This window comes from Gryllotalpicola reticulitermitis (genome assembly GCF_042651345.1).
Classification (GTDB): Bacteria; Actinomycetota; Actinomycetes; order Actinomycetales; family Microbacteriaceae; genus Gryllotalpicola; species Gryllotalpicola reticulitermitis.
In genome coordinates, this window is the sequence record NZ_JBHSCN010000003.1 from 211,384 (window position 1) to 227,784 (window position 16,401).

The following is a 16,401-nucleotide window of genomic DNA, read 5'->3' on the forward strand; positions in this document are numbered from 1 at the left end:
GCGCGCGGGTTACAGGTCGACGGTGTCGCCGGCGACGATGTCGAGCAGCTCGCCGCCGTTCTGCTGCGCGGCCCAGCCGATGCGATCCTTCGCCATGGCCTGTCCGGGGGCGGAGTTGATCGCCTCGTGCGTCGGGAAGGCGCGGCGCGGCTTCACGTCGAGAACGAAGTCGATCGTCTCGCCGAACTTGAGCCACGGGGCGCTCGACGGGGTCGCGAGCACATCGACCTCGACGCCGTCGGGCACGGTGAACGCGTCACCGGGGTAGTAGACGGCGCCGCCATCGACGGAGACGGCGACGTTGTCGACCACGGGGATGGACGAGTGGATGACGGCGTGCTTGCCGCCGAAGAACTCGAGTGAGAAGGGGCCGGCCGTGATCGTGTCGCCGGGGTTCACGGCCGTGACGTCGAAGCTCTTCACGGCGTCCTTGACGCCCTGCGGTCCGTAGATGGGAACTCCAGGGTTCGCGGCGCGGATCGCCTCGAGGTGCGGGTCGTCCCAGTGGTCGGCGTGCTCGTGGGTGATGACGACGGCGGCGACGTTCTCGACGTCGGGCAGGGGGCGGGCGAAGTTGCCCGGGTCGACGACGAGCTTCTCGCCGTCCTTCTCGAGGATGAACGCGGCATGTTCCAGCTTCGTGATGCGCATGTTTCCAGGCTATTCGGTTCGCCTATGCCGCCAACCCATGGATACCCCTAGATTGTGAGCCATGCCGCCGCTCCCGTCGACGCCGATGCCGATGCCGACGTCGAGACCGACGCGAGTGGTCGTCGCCGTCAGTCCGGCTGCCGCGTTCGGCCGCCATCACGGCGCCGGCGACTCCGTGTGCGAGGTGCTCGAGGCAGCCGGGCACGCGGTCGTGCCGGTTGTGGAGCAGAACTTCGAGCTCCTGCGTCGCGAGGTGGAACGAGAGCTGGAGAACGCGGCCGAGAGCGGCGCGCTGGTCGTCGTCGGCGGCGATGGCATGGTGAGCCTCGGCGTCAACGCCGTCGCGCAGACGGGCATCCCGCTCGGAGTGGTCCCCATCGGCACCGGCAACGACACGGCGCGGAACATCGGCATGCCGATCGGCGAGCCGGCCGCCGCCGGCCGACTGATCGCGGCGGCTCTCGAACGGCCACCGCATGCGGTCGACGCGGCGCTCGTCACCCACGGGGTGCACTCGACCTGGGTTGTCGGTGTGGTCTCCGCGGGATTCGACGCGGCAGTCAATGAGCGCGCGAACGTGATGACCTGGCCGAAGAGCCAGCGCAGATACACGATCGCGGTGGTCAGCGAGCTGTTCACGTTCCGAGCGCCCCGCTACCGGCTCACGGTCGACGGCGAGTCGCGCGAGTTCGACGCCATGCTGGTGGCGGTCGCGAACCATTCGTCGATCGGCGGCGGCATGCGCATCGCACCCGCCGCGACGATGGACGACGGCCTGCTCGACCTGGTCGTCGTCGAACGGATGTCTAAGCCACGGTTCCTGCGGGTGTTTCCCAAGGTGTTCCGCGGCGAGCACACGGAACTGCCGGAAGTGCGGATCGAGCGAGTGCAGCACGTGCGCATCGAGGCCGACGGGGTTGTCGCATACGGGGACGGCGAGCGGATCGGGCCGCCGCCTCTCGAGCTGTCCGTCGTGCCCGGCGCAGTCCTCCTGTTGCACTGAGCACCGCGATTTGAACCCGGGGTGACCGGCATGTAAACTCGTCTTTGTTGCGCTCACGGGCGCAGCAAGTCCGGCCCCATCGTTTAGCGGCCTAGGACGTCGCCCTCTCACGGCGGTAACGCGGGTTCAAATCCCGCTGGGGTCACAACAGCCCGCTTCCCTTGTTTTCCGGGGAAGCGGGCTTTTGCTTTGTGCCCGGTGCACCGCGCTGGAGCGCGCGATGATTGCCGCCGACTTGGCCGAGGTCGAGCCGGCGCTTCGGGCGGAGTGCACTCACGAGGTCGACGCCGCCCGTCCCCTCGACGATCTCGTCACTGGCCTGATCGCGATCGCGTCGGGTCAGTGAGCGTGAGGTTCATTCCCGTCCTTGACCGTCCGTACGCTTCGGCGCGCGAGCGCGGCCAGTGTGACGAGCACGGTGGCGACGGATGCTCCCACCATCACTTCCCGCGCGCCGAACGCCGCCGCGAGGGGTCCGGCCACGATCTGGCCGATGGGGATCGCGGCGAACGAGCCGAGGGCGTCGTAGGAGTACACCCGCGCGAGGCGGTCGGGAGGAACGTGGTGCTGGAGCGCAGCGTCCCACGCGACCTCGAACTGCTCGGTCGCGGCGCCCGCGATGAAGAACAGTGCGACGAGAAGCGGTACTTCCGGGCTGAGCCCGAGGACGGCGAGCGGTGCCGCCCAGAGGACCAGCACGGCCACGCCCGCGCCGATGGCATGTCGTGGGCGCCAGCGCATCGCGACAAATCCACCCACGACGAGGCCGAGAGCCTCGGCTCCGATGATGAGCCCCCATTGCGCTCGCCCGAAGGTCGCGTCGGCGATCACCGGGCCCAGGACCGAGAGGATGCCGGAGAAACACGCATTGAGCACGAGGAACTGGGCGACGATGACCCAGATCCACTCCCGCGAGGCGACCTCGCGCCATCCTTCCGCGAGGTCCCGCAACGGATGCTGTCTCTCGGGGGGATGCGCGGCCGTGCCGCCCGGGGGATCGGCCGCGGCACCCCGCAGGGCGAGTTCCATCGCGGCGAAGCATCCGCCCGCTACCGCGAACGACACGGCGTCGACCGCGATGCCCCATCCCGAGCCGATCCACGCGACCAGCCCCGCACCCGCAGCGGCACCCACGGCCGCGGCGAGGTTCACGCCCAGCCGGAGCAGCACGATCGCCGGCCGCAGCCGCTCTGCAGGAACGGTATAGCGCGTGATCGCTGATGACGCGGGGCGAGCGAGCGCCGCCAGCGCCCCGTTGGCCGCCGAGAGTGCGATCAGCCAGCCGAGCCCGTGCACGCGCTCCAGCACCAGGACGGCGACGGCCGCCTGAGTGAGAAACGACAGCGCTGAGGATCCGATCAGGACGACGGGGCGAGACATCCGGTCCGCGATGACCCCGCCGACCAGAAGAAAGACCACGTTCGGGATCGACCGCGCGGCGACGACCACGCCGAGCTGCGCCGTCGAGAAGCCGAGGTCGAGCACGGCGAAGGCCAGCGCGATGGGCGCTACCGCGTTGCCGAGCTGATTGACCGCGCGCGCCGCGGCCAGCCACCGGAACGGCGCGTGCCGTAAGGGAGCAAGCGCGGCCGTCGACACAACTGACGAGGCTATCAACGCCCACAGCGTGGACCGACGGCCCGTCGACCCGTCGGGGCATGCCGCGGGTGTGACGGTTCGCTACGACAGGGCCGCTCGGCGACGTTGTGGCGAAGGCGGCGAGCAGTGCCGTGCCGCATCCGTGACGGCATGATGGGAGCATGAGCGGACCCGAGCTGCACGCCACCTGCTGGACTCACGCAGGGAATGTCCGCCCCGGCCGAACGGCTGCTGAGAGCCCCGTGCCAATCGACGAACGGGTGCGGGCGGTGGCTGCATCGGGTTTCACCGGAATCGGCATCGGGCTGCCCGATCTGCTCGCCGCGCGCAAGACGATCGGCTACGGCGGTCTGCGCGAGCTCATCGCCGAGGCGGGCCTGACTCGCACCGAAGTCGAGTTCCTCGGCGACTGGTTCGCACCGGCCGGCCCCGCGCGAAGCGATTCGGACCGGGACCGAGCCGCGCTGCTCGATGCGGCCGAGTCGCTCGGGGCGCACCACATCAAGCTCGGCGGCGGTGCAGCGGACGCGCCGGCTGACACGGATACGGTTCTGACCGAACTGCAGCGACTCGGCGACGAGGCATCCGCTTGCGGCACTCGCATCGCGCTGGAACCGGGAGCCGACTCGGCTCTTGCCGATTATCCGCGCACCTTCGGCCTGGTCGCCGAACTCGATCACCCGGCAGTCGGCATGATGCTCGACATCTGGCACCTGTTCCGGGTGGGGCTCGATTACACGACGTTGCCCGAGCTGGTGCGGCCGCAGGACATTGTCGCCGTGGAGCTCAGCGATGGGCTGCCTGTTCCGATCGGTTCGATCTTTGAGGACACCTTCGACCACCGCCTGCTGCCGGGCAAGGGCGCGTTCGACGTGCGCAGCTTCGTCGCCGAGGTGCGCAAGCTCGGCTTCGACGGCCCGTGGGGGCTCGAGCTGATGAGCGACGAACTGCGACGGATGCCCGTACCTCAGGTGCTCGACGAGGCGCGTGACGCGGCGCTGGCCGTGCTCTGAGACGTGGGCTCGTATCGGTCGAGATCGAAGCCGCCCCGCCGCAGGATCGCGCTCGCGCTCACGATGGCGGAATGAAGCCGTCACCCTCACCGTCGCCGTCGCCTTGGCCGGTGCGGAGCGAGCGGATCATGCTCTGCAAAGCGGTGTAGGCGACGGACTGCTCGTCCGGGGTCATGCCGCTCAGCATCCTGATCTCGACGGCGCGGACGGCCACCGTCGCTTCCTCCAGGCTGCGGCGCCCTCGTGGCGTGAGGCGCGCGGGCAGCACCTTGCCGACGCGCTCCTCGGCCGGTCGGGTGACGTAGCCGTCGCGCTCGAGGGCCTGCAGCAGCACGTTCATCGATTGACGGGTGACGAAGGTGCCCCGCGCGAGCTCGGAGTTGGAGAGGCCGGGTCGCTGTGCGAGCAGCTCGAGGCACGAGTAGTGCGTGATCGTCATCCCGAGCGGGCGCAGCACGGCTTCCATTGCCGCGTGAAGGGTGCTCGACGCCTCCTTGAGCAGGTACCCCAGTGAGCTGTCGAGGTGAACTCCGTCTTGACGCATGTCAGGATTCTGACATACGGTGAGCTATGTCAGAGAACTGACACGACAGAAAGAGGCGCCATCATGCCCGTCACCGGCCCTGACTTCATCTCACTGCAAGTACGCGATCTCGACGCATCTCAGGCGTTCTACGAGCACTACCTCGGCCTCGTCCGGTCGCAGGCCGGCCCGCCGCACGCCGTCGTCTTCGAGACGAAGCCGATCGCCTTCGCGTTGCGCGACATCGTTCCCGGCACCGACCTCGCGTCCGTATCGCAACCCGGCATCGGAGCGGCGATCTGGCTTCACGCCACCGACGTACAGGCCATTCACGACGCGCTCGTCGCCGACGGCCACACCATCGTCGCGGCGCCGATCGACGGCCCGTTCGGGCGCACCTTCACCTTCGCGGACCCCGACGGCTACCAGATCACTCTGCACGACCGCGCCTGAGGCGCAGGGCGGGGCAGCTCAGGAGCGCAGCAGCCCCATCAAGATGATGTCCTCGTAGTGGCCGCGAACCCAGGCGTGTTCACGCAGGCGCCCTTCGACCACGAATCCGGCCTTCTCGTACGCGCGCACGGCACCGACGTTCGACGAGATCACCTCGAGATGCACGCGCCGCAGATTGCAGCGCACGAACGCGAAGTCGACGATCTGGGAGAGCGCTGTCGTGCCGATCCCTCGGCCGCGCGCGTCGGCGACCAGCGCGATCCCGACCTCGGCATGGCGAGCCAGGTGGTCGACATTGAAGAGACCGGCGCTGCCCACGGGAGCGCCGTCGACCTCGATGACGAAACGGATGCTTGGCCCTGCCGTCTCCGATTCGGCGGCGAGCCGCGCGTCGTAGGCGGCGCGCGTCAGCGGAGCCGGAAAGTCCGGGCCGCGCTCCTCCCACGTCGTGAGGTCGGCGGCGAGAGAGAACAGCACGTCCGCGTCGGAGTCACTGCGGGCGCGAAGGGTCACCACCGGGGAATCAGGCACGGCCAGCACACTACCGATCACGCCGCGCAAGCGGCACTCGCCGGCTCACCGGAGCGGGGCCCTCGATGGATCAGGCGAGTGCCGCGACGATAGCATCGCCGAGCTCGCGAGGTCGGGTGAACTGTGGCCAGTGACCCGTGTCGATGTCGACCCACGAGATTTCTCGGAACTGCTCGAGCTCCGACACCCACGGGTGGTGCTGCTCGATGAACCCCTTCGCCACGCTCGACGGCATCGAGGTGCAGATCATGGTGATCGGAACCTCGTGCCGACGCGCGTCGTGGAGCTCGATCGGCGCGGTGACCACGCCGAGCGGCTCGGGTGCGGCGAGTGAGCGGAAGCGTTCGAACTGCTCGGGCGTCAGGTCTTTCAGCTCACGTTCGTCGAAGAGGCCGAAGTCGGGCAGCGGCACTGCGTCGCCGTCGGCGGGATATTCCGACTCGCTCACGCCCCGCTCGGGCATCGGCAGCGTGTCGACATAGACGACCCGGCTCACTTTGTCGGGCCGCGCGTCGACTGCACCGTTCGCAGCGACGCTCGCGCCCGAATGGGCCACCAGCACGACTGGCTTGGCGAAGCCGTCGATCGCCGCGACCACCGCATCGATCTGAGTCTGCAGGCTCGTGTCGGCGACCTTCGCGTCAGGGTCGAGCCCCGGAAGGGTCAACGGATGCGGAACGTGGCCCGCGGTTGCGATGATCGGCTCGACCTCGTCCCACGAAGTGCCACGAAGCCAGTACCCCGGAAGCATGATGACGTCCATGCGCCAACGGTAGATCTCACCACCGACATCCGAGCGGGCCTCACGGCGCGATAGTCTGAGCGGGTCGAAGGGGAGTATCCCACGACGTCGCGATCGTCATCACGGGTCGGTGCCCACGCGGGCAGCCACTCCGGGCGCGGCGGCACCATCGGTGCGGGAGAGACTTTCGGAGCCGTTTCAACGACCCCGAAAGGCGACCGTGAGTCCCGACATCCCGCTCTGGTTCGAGTTCACCTCGTACGGCGTGCTCATCCTGATCCTCGCCGGCGATCTCACGCTCGCCTATCTGCGCCCGCATGTGCCGAGCCCGCGCGAGAGCGGCCTGTGGATCGCGTTCTACGTGGTCCTCGCCCTGCTCTTCGCCGCCGCGCTGCACTTCGTCGGCGGGGGAGACCCGGCCGGCCAATTCATCGCCGGATGGCTGACCGAGTACTCGCTGTCGATCGACAATCTCTTCGTCTTCGTGCTGATCATGGGGCGGTTCGCGGTTCCGCCCAAGTACCAGCAGGAAGCCCTGATGGTCGGCATCATCCTCGCGCTGATCTTCCGCGGCGTCTTCATCGTGCTCGGCGCAGGACTCATCGCCACCTTCAGCTGGATCTTCTACCTCTTCGGCGCCTTCCTGCTCTACACGGCGATCCGGCAAGCGCTCAATAAAGAGGAGGGAGGCAGCGCGGGGAGCGGCGATGAATCGGATGCCGGCGGCCCCGTCATCCGCTACCTCAAGCACCGCCTGCGAATCGGCAACGTCTACGAGCGCAACAAGCTGCGCACTACCGTCGACGGCCGCCGCGTGTTCACTCCGATGCTCCTCGTGTTCGTGTCGCTCGGAACAACCGATCTGCTCTTCGCCCTCGACTCGATCCCCGCGATCTTCGGCATCACACGCAGCCCGTTCCTCGTGTTCTCGGCCAACGTGTTCGCGCTCATGGGTCTTCGGCAGCTCTACTTCCTGCTCGGTCACCTGCTTGAGAAGCTCGAATACCTCAAGTACGGCATCGCCGTGATCCTCGCGTTCATCGGCATCAAACTGGTGGCCGAGGCACTGCATCAGAACGAGGTGCCGTTCATCAACGGCGGCCACGCCGTCGAGTGGGCGCCGGAGTTCTCAACGCTGACCTCGCTCGCCGTCATCGTCGTGACGATGGCTCTCGCCACGGTCGCGAGCCTCGTCCGCCTGCGGCTGACGCGCGAACGAGGGTGATAGCCTCACAACATGTCGGCTGCTCAGACTCTTGAGCGCCGCCCCTTCGGCGGCGCACGAGCAGGCGCGTGCGAGCGCCTCCTCCTTACCTGCCGCGACGGGGCCTAGTTTCTTCTCTGGCCTTCCCCGTCGCGGAGTCTCGTGTTGGGCTGAACCCGCAGGAATCAAGGAGTAAAGAGCAATGACCGACACCCTCCAGCACGCATCGGCGCGCACGCTGGCTGAGAAGGTCTGGAACGATCACCTCGTCGTCAAGGGCGAGGACGGTCAGCCCGACCTGATCTACATCGACCTGCACCTCGTGCACGAGGTCACGAGCCCCCAGGCGTTCGACGGCCTGCGCCAGGCGGGGCGACCCGTGCGCCGCCCCGACCTCACGATCGCGACCGAAGATCACAACACCCCGACCATCGGCATCGACCAGCCGATCGCCGATCTCACGAGCCGCACTCAGATCGAGACCCTCCGCAAGAACGCGGAAGAGTTCGGCATTCGCCTGCACTCGCTCGGCGATCTCGAGCAGGGCATCGTGCACGTCGTCGGCCCGCAGCTCGGCCTCACGATGCCGGGCGTCACCGTGGTCTGCGGTGACAGCCACACATCGACCCATGGTGCGTTCGGCGCGATGGCCTTCGGAATCGGCACGAGCGAGGTCGAGCACGTGCTCGCGACGCAGACTCTGCCGCTCAAGCCGTTCAAGACCATGGCGATCAACGTCGAGGGCGCACTGCGCCCCGGTGTCACGGCGAAAGACATCATCCTCGCGGTGATCGCGAAGATCGGTACCGGCGGCGGCCAGGGCTACGTGCTGGAATACCGCGGCAGCGCAATCCGCTCCCTCTCCATGGAGGGGCGCATGACCATCTGCAACATGTCGATCGAGGCGGGCGCGCGCGCCGGTATGGTCGCGCCCGACGAGACGACGTTCGCGTACCTCGAAGGGCGCCCGCACGCGCCGCGAGGCGCTGAGTGGGACGCGGCGGTCGAGTACTGGAAGACGCTGCCCACCGACGACGGCGCCGTCTTCGACGCCGAGGTGGACATCGACGCCGATGCGCTCGAGCCGTTCGTCACGTGGGGCACGAACCCGGGGCAGGGTGTTTCGCTGTCCGGGTCGGTTCCGGATCCCACGACGATCGCCGACCCGAACGCACGGGCCAACGCCGAGCGTGCGCTCGAGTACATGGATCTCGCTGCGGGAACCCCGCTGAAAGACATCCGGGTCGACGCTGTCTTCATGGGCTCGTGCACCAACAGCCGGATCGAGGACCTGCGCGCCTTCGCGTCGGTCGTCAAGGGCAAGAAGAAGGCCGACGGCGTGCGCGTCATGGTCGTGCCCGGCTCGGCCCGCGTGCGTATCGAGGCCGAGGCCGAGGGCCTCGACAAGGTCTTCGAGGAGTTCGGCGCCGAGTGGCGCTTCGCCGGCTGTTCGATGTGCCTCGGAATGAACCCGGACCAGCTCGCCCCCGGCGAGCGGTGCGCCTCGACGAGCAACCGCAACTTCGAGGGCAGGCAGGGCAAGGGCGGCCGCACACACCTGGTCTCGCCTGTCGTCGCGGCGGCGACCGCGATTCGCGGCACGTTGTCGAGTCCGTGGGATCTCGACCAGACGGATGCCGGCAGCCCGGTTTCCGACGACGCGACGGTGGGTGCCTGAGCCATGGACAAGTTCGCAACTCTGACCGCCGTCGCGGCGCCGCTCAAGCGCTCCAACGTCGACACCGACCAGATCATCCCCGCGGTCTTCCTCAAGCGAGTCACCAAGACCGGTTTCGACGACGCGCTGTTCTACGCGTGGCGTCAGAACCCCGACTTCGTGATCAACCAGCCTCAGTACCAGAACGCTCAGATCCTGGTCGCCGGCCCCGATTTCGGCACGGGCTCCTCGCGCGAGCACGCCGTCTGGGCGTTGCGCGACTGGGGCTTCAAGGTCGTGCTCGCCCCTCGCTTCGGTGACATCTTCCGCGGCAACTCGGGCAAGCAGGGGCTGCTGACGGGCGTCGTCGCCGAGTCCGACATCGAAAAGCTGTGGGCGTACATCGAGGCGAACGAGGGCGCCGAGCTGACGGTGAATCTCGAGACACGCGAGGTGCTCGCGGGCGACCTGACCGTCGCCTTCGACATCGACGATTACACTCGCTGGCGTCTGATGGAGGGGCTCGACGACATCGGTCTGACCCTCCGCAACGAGTCGGCAGTCACCGATTTCGAAGCTCGCCGTGCCGGGTGGCTTCCCAAGACCCTTCCCGCGAGAGCCCAGTAGGGCCAACAAACAACCAGGGAGCCACGTGAATACTCTCGTCGAAGACGCACAGGCCGCAGGCGCCAGCGTCGGCCTCACCGCCGAACGGATCACCGTCCGCGGTGGCCGTCCGCTCAAGGGCCGCATTGAGCTCAAGGGTGCCAAGAACCTCGTCACCAAGGCGATGGTGGCCTCGCTTCTCGGTGAGACTCCGAGCGAGCTGCGCAGCGTCCCCGAAATCAGCGACGTCCGCGTCGTGAAGGGACTACTCGAGGTCCACGGCGTCAAGGTGACGAGCGTCGGGGCGGACACGATCCTCCTCGACCCGTCGAACGTCGAGAGCGCGCACTTCGAGGTGATCGACGCGTACGCCGGCTCGAGCCGGATTCCGATCCTGTTCTGCGGCCCGCTGCTCCACCGTCTCGGCGAGGCGTTCATCCCCGATCTCGGCGGCTGCCGCATCGGCGACCGTCCGATCGATTTCCACCTCGAGGGCCTGCGCCGCTTCGGCGCGGTCGTCGACAAGCAGCCGCAGGGCATCCGCCTCACTGCCCCGAACGGCCTCAAGGGCGCGAAGATTGAGCTGCCGTACCCGAGCGTCGGGGCGACTGAGCAGGTGCTCCTCACGGCGGTGCGTGCCGAGGGCACGACCGAGCTGCGCGGGGCTGCCGTCGAGCCCGAGATCATGGACCTGATCAACATCCTCCAGAAGATGGGGGCGATCATCTCGGTCGACACTGACCGGGTCATCCGCATCGAGGGTGTCGAGCGTCTCGAGGGCTTCAGCCACACCGCCCTGTTCGACCGCAACGAGGCCGCCAGCTGGGCCGCTGCCGCGCTCGCGACCGAGGGCGACATCTTCGTCGGCGGCGCACGCCAGTCGGAGATGCTGACGTTCCTCAACGTCTTCCGCAAGGTCGGTGGCGCGTTCGAGATCAACGACAACGGCATCCGCTTCTACCACCCGGGCGGCAAGCTCAAGCCGGTCATCATCGAGACCGACGTGCACCCCGGCTTCATGACCGACTGGCAGCAGCCGCTCGTGGTTGCGCTCACGAAGGCCGAAGGCGTGTCGATCGTGCACGAGACTGTGTATGAACAGCGATTCGGCTTCACCGATGCCCTCGTCGACATGGGCGCGCACATCCAGTTGCACCGCGAGTGCCTTGGCGGGGCGGAGTGCCGCTTCGGCCAGCGCAACTTCAACCACTCCGCGGTCATCGTCGGGCCGACGGACCTTCACGCGGCCGACGTGGTCGTACCCGACCTGCGCGGCGGCTTCAGCCACCTGATCGCGGCGCTCTCGGCTGAGGGCAGCTCGACCGTGAGCAACGTCGGCATCATCGCGCGCGGCTACGAGAACTTCATCGCCAAGCTGCGCGCGCTCGGTGCGGACTTCGTGCTCGAGGCCTAGGGGTGGCTCTGAAAGAGACCCGTCGGCCTTCGATCTTCTGGCTGATGGCGTGGGTCTGCTTCGGTCTGCTCGGCGGCAGCGTGAAATTCCGCGTCGCTCACCCCGAGCGGATTCCTGAGCGCGGCGCATTCGTCATCGCGCCGAATCACTACAGCGAGATCGACCCGGTGATCGTCGGCATGATGCTCTATCGCCTCGGCCGGATCCCGCGGTTCCTCACCAAGGCGAGCCTGTTCAAGATTCCGGTGGTCGGCTGGTTCCTGCGTCGCAGCGGTCAGGTCCCGGTCGAGCGCGCCGGCTCGGCCGCGGCGAAGGGCCCGTCGCCGCTCGCGGCGGCGCGCGAGATCGCGCGCGCCGAGCGCATCGTGGTCGTCTACCCGGAGGGCACGCTCACGCGCGACCCCGACATGTGGCCGATGCGCGGCAAGAACGGTGCCGCGCGCATCGCGCTGGAGCAGGGCATTCCGGTGATCCCTGTGGCGCACTGGGGGACCCAGGCGCTGATGGGGCGCTACGCCAAGAAGATCAATCTGCTGCGCAGGCATCCGATCGATTTCGCCATCGGCAAGCCGGTCGACCTCTCCGAGTTCGAGGGCAAGCCGATCGACCAGCACCTGCTCGCCGACGCGACGGAGAAGATCATGGGCGCGATCACGGCCGAGCTGGAGAAGCTGCGCGGCGACAAGGCCCCGGCGCATCGCTGGGACCCGTCCCTGCACGGGCAGAGCGAGACCGGCCGCATTGAGCCCTAAGAAGCAGCCCCATAAGCGCGTCACGGTGCTGGGGGCGGGCAGCTGGGGCACGGTGTTCTCGAAGGTGCTCGCCGACGGCGGTGCCGAGGTCACCATCTGGGCGCGGCGGCCCGAGGTCGCGAGGGAGCTTCGCGAGACGCACCGCAACACGCAGTACCTGCGCGGCGTCAACCTGCCGCCCACGATCACCGCAACCAGCAGCCTGCGGGACTCCCTGCGCGGCGCTGAGCAGCTGTACGTGGCGGTGCCGAGCCAGGCGCTGCGCGACAATCTGCGCGCGCTGAAGCCGCTTTTGCCCGCGGGCGTGCCTGTCGTGAGTCTGATGAAGGGCATCGAGAAGAGCACGAACGAGCGCATGACCGAGGTCATCGCCGACGTGCTCGAGATCGACCTCGATCGCATTGCAGTGGCTTCCGGCCCGAATCTCGCGCTCGAGATCGCGAAGGAGCAGCCCACGGCCGCGGTCGTCGCCTCATCGAGCCTCGAGACGGCTCACGAGGTCGCGCTGGCTGCGACGAACGGCTACTTCCGCTCCTTCGTCAACAACGATGTGATCGGCACCGAGTTCGGCGGGGTGCTCAAGAACCTGATCGCGGTCGCGATCGGCATCGTCGACGGTGTGGGCTATGGCGAGAACACGAAGGCGTCGATCATCACGCGCGGGCTCGTCGAGATGACCGATTTCGCGGTGGCATACGGCGCTCAGCGTGACACGCTGTCGGGGCTCGCCGGCCTGGGCGATCTGATCGCGACGTGCCAGTCGCCGCTGTCGCGGAACAACACCGCCGGCCGGCTGCTCGGGCAGGGCTACGCGCTGCACGAGGTCGTGCGGCAGATGGATCAGACGGCCGAGGGCCTCGCATCCGTCGACCCGGTTCTCGCTCTTGCTCACGCGCGGGACGTGCAGATGCCGATCGTCGAGCAGGTTTCTCGCGTCCTGGCCGGTACGCTCAAGCCGCGGGACATGGCTCCCCACCTCACCACCGACGACGAGCCCACGGGCGAAAGGAACTCGCATGACGCGCAAGCTCGCACTGGCACTGCTTTTCGGTGGGCGTTCGAGCGAGCATTCGGTGTCGGTCGCGACCGCGGGCGGGGTGATCGGGGCCCTCGACCCTGAGAAGTACGACATTCTGCCGATCGGCATCACCCGCGCCGGCGGCTACGTTCTCGGCTCGACGGACCCCGCCGACTACTTCATGGGCGACGGGCGCATGCCCGAGGTTCACGATGACGGCAGCCGCGTGCTCTGGCCCGCGGAGGCGAGCTCACGCGAGCTGACCGTCATCGCTCCTGACGGGTCGTCGCGGGCGGTGAAGGTCGACGTCGTCTTCCCGATCCTGCACGGCAGGTGGGGCGAGGACGGCACCGTGCAGGGCATGCTCGAGCTGGTCGACCTGCCGTTCGTCGGGTCGGGCGTGCTCGCGAGCTCGCTCGGGATGGACAAGCACTACATGAAGACGGCGTTCGTCGCGGCGGGACTGCCGGTGGCGCCCTGGTCGATCGTGTCGCGGCGCCAGTGGGCTGAAGACCGTGAGGCTGTTGAAGACGCGGCCGAGTCGCTCGGCTATCCGGTCTTCGTGAAGCCCGCGCGGGCGGGATCGAGCGTCGGTGTCGGCAAGGCGACGGATGCTTCGGAGCTCGCCGCGGTCGTCGAGGCGGCCCTCATCGAGGACTCGCGCGCGCTGATCGAGCCGACGCTGGTCGGCCGCGAGATCGAGATCGCCGTGCTCGGCAGCCCGGGCGGCCGTCGCCCCCGGGCGTCCGTCGCCGGCGAGGTCGTGCTCACCGGGCGCGAGTTCTACGACTTCGAGGGCAAGTACCTGGGCGGCGACGGCGTCGACCTGCAGTGCCCTGCGCGACTCGACGACGCGCAGCTCGCCGAGATGCAGGATCTCGCCGTGCGCGCCTTCGAGGCGATCGGGGCGGAGGGCCTGTCGCGCGTCGACTTCTTCTTGACCGATGCAGGCTGGGTCATCAATGAGATCAACACCATGCCGGGGTTCACGCCGATCTCGATGTACCCCAAGTGCTGGGAGGCGTCAGGGCTCGCCTACCCGGCGCTCATCGACGAGCTCATCTCGCTGGCACTCGACGAGGGCTGAGCTGGCACGCCTATTGCGCGTCGCCCGCCGCGTCGCATTTGTGCACCTTTGACTGCGGAATCGTCGCGACGGCCTGCGCGAGGTCGGGCAGCACGTTGGCGTCGCTGACGCCGCCCTTGCCGTGCTGAATGGTCACCTCGACAGCGGGCGTACGGCCGTAGGTGACGTAGGTGAGCACCGTCGAGTCGGGGTTGTTCGTGAGGACCCAGTCGACCGAGTCCTGGCCGCTGCTCACCGTGACGCACGGCTGGGTCGTGGGCCCCAGCGGGGCCACACCGCAGCGCAGCTGCACGACGACGGGGTTCCCCCATGCGCCGGTCGCCTGAGCATTGGTGTGGTCCTCTTTCTTGCCGGCCACCGAGTCGGGCAGTTCGACCGTCACCGATGCGCACTGGGGGTCGTTGGCATGCGGGGCGGAGTCCATGGCGACGGTGGGCGTGCACCCGGCGAGCACGGCGACGAGGGCGGCGGCCACGAGGGCGGCGAGGGTGACACGAAGGCGGGACATCTCGATCAGCAACGCTAGCGTTGTCGTTATGGCGCAAGCTGAGCGGCCCCTATCGGACCACCCGACGGCGGCGGAGAGCGCTGATGCGCGCACGACGCTCGCAGGGCTCGGCGAGGCGGCAGTGCTCGCGCGGATCTTCCCGCGGCTGCCCGCGGCGGATGCTGCGCTCCTCGGTCCCGGCGACGATGCCGCCGTGCTCGCAGCGCCGGACGGCCGCTACGTCGTGACGACCGACATGCTCGTGCACGGGCCGGACTTCCGGTGGGAGTTCAGCACGCCGACGGATCTCGGCTGGAAGGCCGCCGCGACCAATCTCTCCGATGTCGCGGCGATGGGCGCTCGCCCGACCGCACTCGTCGTCGCGATCGCGGCGCCGCAGGACACGCAGGTCGACGTGCTCGAGGGCGTGGCGGACGGTCTGCGGCTGGCGTGCGCTGAGCTCGCCCCGGGCTGCGGCGTCGTCGGCGGCGATCTGTCGACCTCGGATGTCTTCACGATCGCCGTGACCGCGTTCGGTGACCTCGACGGCCGGCGACCGGTGCGGCGGTCCGGCGCGCGGCCCGGCGACGTCGTCGCCGTCGCAGGAGAGCTCGGCGTCGCCGCGCGCGGGATCGCGCTGCTGTTCGAGTCGGGTCTCGAGGCGGCCAGAGGGACGGATGCCCACGCCGTGGCGCGTCAGCTGCGCCCCATGCCGCCGATCGCGCTCGGTGTGGTGGCGGCGGATGCCGGGGCCACGGCCATGATGGACGTGAGCGACGGCTTGGCTCTCGACGCTCGCCGCCTGGCGCGAGCATCCGTCGTCGACATCGAGTTCGACGCCCTCGGCGACGACCAGCTGCGGGGCGGTGAGGACCACTCCTTGCTCGCCACCTTCCCGGCCGATGTGCCGCTGCCCGACGGTTTCCTCCGGATCGGCGCTGTCGCCCCCGGTGTCGGTCGCCTGCTGGTGTCCGGCAGCGTATTCGACGAGCTGGGGGGCTGGGATCCCTACGCCCAGTGGGACGGCCGCCTCAGTTAGCCGCGCTCGGCGAACCAGATCGTGGTCTCGCCGTACTTCTTCGGCGCCTGCGCACCGAGCCCCTCGGGCCAGCGCGGCTCGGGGGAGCGCGACGATCGTTCGACGACGACGAGAGCTCCCGGTGCGAGCAGCGGTACGAGCGCCGTGAGGTCGGCGGCGGTCTCGTCTTCCGACAGTTCATAGGGCGGGTCGCTGAACACGAGATCGAACGGCCCACGAGCGGTCGCGAGATAGGACGAGACGGGGCTCGTCACGACGCTGGCGGGTGACGCTTCCGTGGTGTTCAGGCGACCGCCGAGTGCGCGCAGGACGAGACCCGCGTTCGCCCGCGCGACGCGGGATGCGCCGCCGTTGCGCTCGACCAGCACGATGGAGGCCGCACCGCGGCTCAGTGCCTCGAGACCGAGCGCACCCGACCCCGCGTAGAGGTCGAGCACGCGGGCGTCGGTAAGGACGTCGCGGGCGGAGAGCGCCGAGAACAGTGCCTCTCGCACGCGGTCGCTCGTCGGGCGCGTTCCGGCCTTCGGCACCGCGAGGGTGACGCGGCCCGCCGCGCCGGCGATGATGCGGGTCATAGCTCACACGCTAGCGTCTGCCCCATGATGTCGTAGCTGTGTTCTAC

General features: G+C 68.6%; 19 protein-coding genes and 1 tRNA gene. 13 read left to right on the plus strand and 7 right to left on the minus strand.

The genetic code is table 11. The features are described 5' to 3' along the window. Positions 1-9 precede the first annotated feature (9 nt). The gene (locus ACFOYW_RS05050) at positions 10-651 is read right to left on the minus strand and encodes an MBL fold metallo-hydrolase (protein ID WP_390227641.1); all 642 of its coding nucleotides are present in this window, start codon (positions 649-651) and stop codon (positions 10-12) included. A gap of 61 nt (positions 652-712) precedes the next feature. Between ACFOYW_RS05050 and ACFOYW_RS05055 the strand changes: the two genes are divergently transcribed. From ACFOYW_RS05055 to ACFOYW_RS05065, 3 genes are all read left to right on the plus strand, one after another. Continuing rightward, positions 713-1,654, plus strand: a complete 942-nt coding sequence (locus ACFOYW_RS05055; RefSeq protein ID WP_390227642.1) for a diacylglycerol/lipid kinase family protein — start codon at positions 713-715, stop codon at positions 1,652-1,654. A gap of 72 nt (positions 1,655-1,726) precedes the next feature. After that, positions 1,727-1,799: transfer RNA gene (locus ACFOYW_RS05060), tRNA-Glu, on the plus strand. Between the two features lie 75 nt (positions 1,800-1,874). Further along, positions 1,875-2,000: a hypothetical protein gene (locus ACFOYW_RS05065; protein WP_390227644.1), complete on the plus strand. Its 126-nt coding sequence runs from the start codon at positions 1,875-1,877 to the stop codon at positions 1,998-2,000. Here the strand turns inward: ACFOYW_RS05065 and ACFOYW_RS05070 are convergent. Next, complete coding sequence (locus ACFOYW_RS05070; protein WP_390227646.1) at positions 1,994-3,253, minus strand: MFS transporter; 1,260 nt, start codon at positions 3,251-3,253, stop codon at positions 1,994-1,996. The two genes, ACFOYW_RS05065 and ACFOYW_RS05070, sit on opposite strands and share 7 nt — an antisense overlap. A gap of 269 nt (positions 3,254-3,522) precedes the next feature. On the opposite strand from ACFOYW_RS05070, the gene ACFOYW_RS05075 reads away from it, so the two are divergent. Beyond that, on the plus strand, positions 3,523-4,266 hold the full coding sequence (locus tag ACFOYW_RS05075; RefSeq protein WP_390227647.1) for a sugar phosphate isomerase/epimerase family protein: 744 nt from the start codon (positions 3,523-3,525) through the stop codon (positions 4,264-4,266). A 58-nt stretch (positions 4,267-4,324) separates the two neighbouring features. On the opposite strand, the gene ACFOYW_RS05080 is transcribed toward ACFOYW_RS05075, so the two are convergent. Then, positions 4,325-4,810 (minus strand): MarR family winged helix-turn-helix transcriptional regulator, encoded by a 486-nt coding sequence (locus tag ACFOYW_RS05080; protein WP_390227648.1) that lies wholly within the window; start codon positions 4,808-4,810, stop codon positions 4,325-4,327. Positions 4,811-4,873: 63 nt separating this feature from the next. Here ACFOYW_RS05080 and ACFOYW_RS05085 point away from each other — a divergent pair, with 63 nt between their 5' ends. After that, positions 4,874-5,242 (plus strand): VOC family protein, encoded by a 369-nt coding sequence (locus ACFOYW_RS05085; RefSeq protein ID WP_390227650.1) that lies wholly within the window; start codon positions 4,874-4,876, stop codon positions 5,240-5,242. An 18-nt stretch (positions 5,243-5,260) separates the two neighbouring features. Here the strand turns inward: ACFOYW_RS05085 and ACFOYW_RS05090 are convergent, their stop codons facing one another. Both ACFOYW_RS05090 and ACFOYW_RS05095 read right to left on the minus strand, forming a co-directional pair. After that, entirely contained in the window at positions 5,261-5,773 is a 513-nt protein-coding gene (locus ACFOYW_RS05090; protein WP_390227651.1) for a GNAT family N-acetyltransferase, read from the minus strand. 70 nt (positions 5,774-5,843) lie between these two features. Continuing rightward, positions 5,844-6,536, minus strand: coding sequence for an alpha/beta fold hydrolase (locus ACFOYW_RS05095; protein ID WP_390227652.1), 693 nt, complete (start codon positions 6,534-6,536; stop codon positions 5,844-5,846). A gap of 199 nt (positions 6,537-6,735) precedes the next feature. On the opposite strand from ACFOYW_RS05095, the gene ACFOYW_RS05100 reads away from it, so the two are divergent. The 7 genes from ACFOYW_RS05100 (at position 6,736) to ACFOYW_RS05130 (ending at position 14,253) form a co-directional block, all read left to right on the plus strand. After that, positions 6,736-7,740: a TerC/Alx family metal homeostasis membrane protein gene (locus ACFOYW_RS05100; protein WP_390227653.1), complete on the plus strand. Its 1,005-nt coding sequence runs from the start codon at positions 6,736-6,738 to the stop codon at positions 7,738-7,740. Positions 7,741-7,921: 181 nt separating this feature from the next. Then, on the plus strand, positions 7,922-9,397 hold the full coding sequence (leuC, locus tag ACFOYW_RS05105; RefSeq protein ID WP_390227654.1) for a 3-isopropylmalate dehydratase large subunit: 1,476 nt from the start codon (positions 7,922-7,924) through the stop codon (positions 9,395-9,397). 3 nt (positions 9,398-9,400) lie between these two features. Further along, entirely contained in the window at positions 9,401-10,003 is a 603-nt protein-coding gene (leuD, locus tag ACFOYW_RS05110; RefSeq protein ID WP_390227655.1) for a 3-isopropylmalate dehydratase small subunit, read from the plus strand. A 25-nt stretch (positions 10,004-10,028) separates the two neighbouring features. After that, positions 10,029-11,396, plus strand: a complete 1,368-nt coding sequence (gene murA / locus ACFOYW_RS05115; protein ID WP_390227656.1) for a UDP-N-acetylglucosamine 1-carboxyvinyltransferase — start codon at positions 10,029-10,031, stop codon at positions 11,394-11,396. Between the two features lie 2 nt (positions 11,397-11,398). Beyond that, entirely contained in the window at positions 11,399-12,148 is a 750-nt protein-coding gene (locus tag ACFOYW_RS05120; RefSeq protein ID WP_390227657.1) for a lysophospholipid acyltransferase family protein, read from the plus strand. Then, positions 12,138-13,268: an NAD(P)H-dependent glycerol-3-phosphate dehydrogenase gene (locus ACFOYW_RS05125; protein ID WP_390227658.1), complete on the plus strand. Its 1,131-nt coding sequence runs from the start codon at positions 12,138-12,140 to the stop codon at positions 13,266-13,268. The genes ACFOYW_RS05120 and ACFOYW_RS05125 overlap by 11 nt, the downstream gene beginning before the upstream one ends. Further along, positions 13,165-14,253 (plus strand): D-alanine--D-alanine ligase family protein, encoded by a 1,089-nt coding sequence (locus ACFOYW_RS05130; RefSeq protein ID WP_390227659.1) that lies wholly within the window; start codon positions 13,165-13,167, stop codon positions 14,251-14,253. The genes ACFOYW_RS05125 and ACFOYW_RS05130 overlap by 104 nt, the downstream gene beginning before the upstream one ends. Before the next feature lie 10 nt (positions 14,254-14,263). On the opposite strand, the gene ACFOYW_RS05135 is transcribed toward ACFOYW_RS05130, so the two are convergent. Further along, positions 14,264-14,761 (minus strand): DUF3515 family protein, encoded by a 498-nt coding sequence (locus ACFOYW_RS05135; RefSeq protein WP_390227660.1) that lies wholly within the window; start codon positions 14,759-14,761, stop codon positions 14,264-14,266. Positions 14,762-14,789: 28 nt separating this feature from the next. Here ACFOYW_RS05135 and thiL point away from each other — a divergent pair, with 28 nt between their 5' ends. Next, positions 14,790-15,779: a thiamine-phosphate kinase gene (gene thiL / locus ACFOYW_RS05140; protein WP_390227661.1), complete on the plus strand. Its 990-nt coding sequence runs from the start codon at positions 14,790-14,792 to the stop codon at positions 15,777-15,779. Here the strand turns inward: thiL and rsmD are convergent. Beyond that, positions 15,776-16,354, minus strand: coding sequence for a 16S rRNA (guanine(966)-N(2))-methyltransferase RsmD (rsmD, locus tag ACFOYW_RS05145; protein WP_390227662.1), 579 nt, complete (start codon positions 16,352-16,354; stop codon positions 15,776-15,778). The genes thiL and rsmD overlap by 4 nt on opposite strands. Positions 16,355-16,401: the final 47 nt, after the last annotated feature.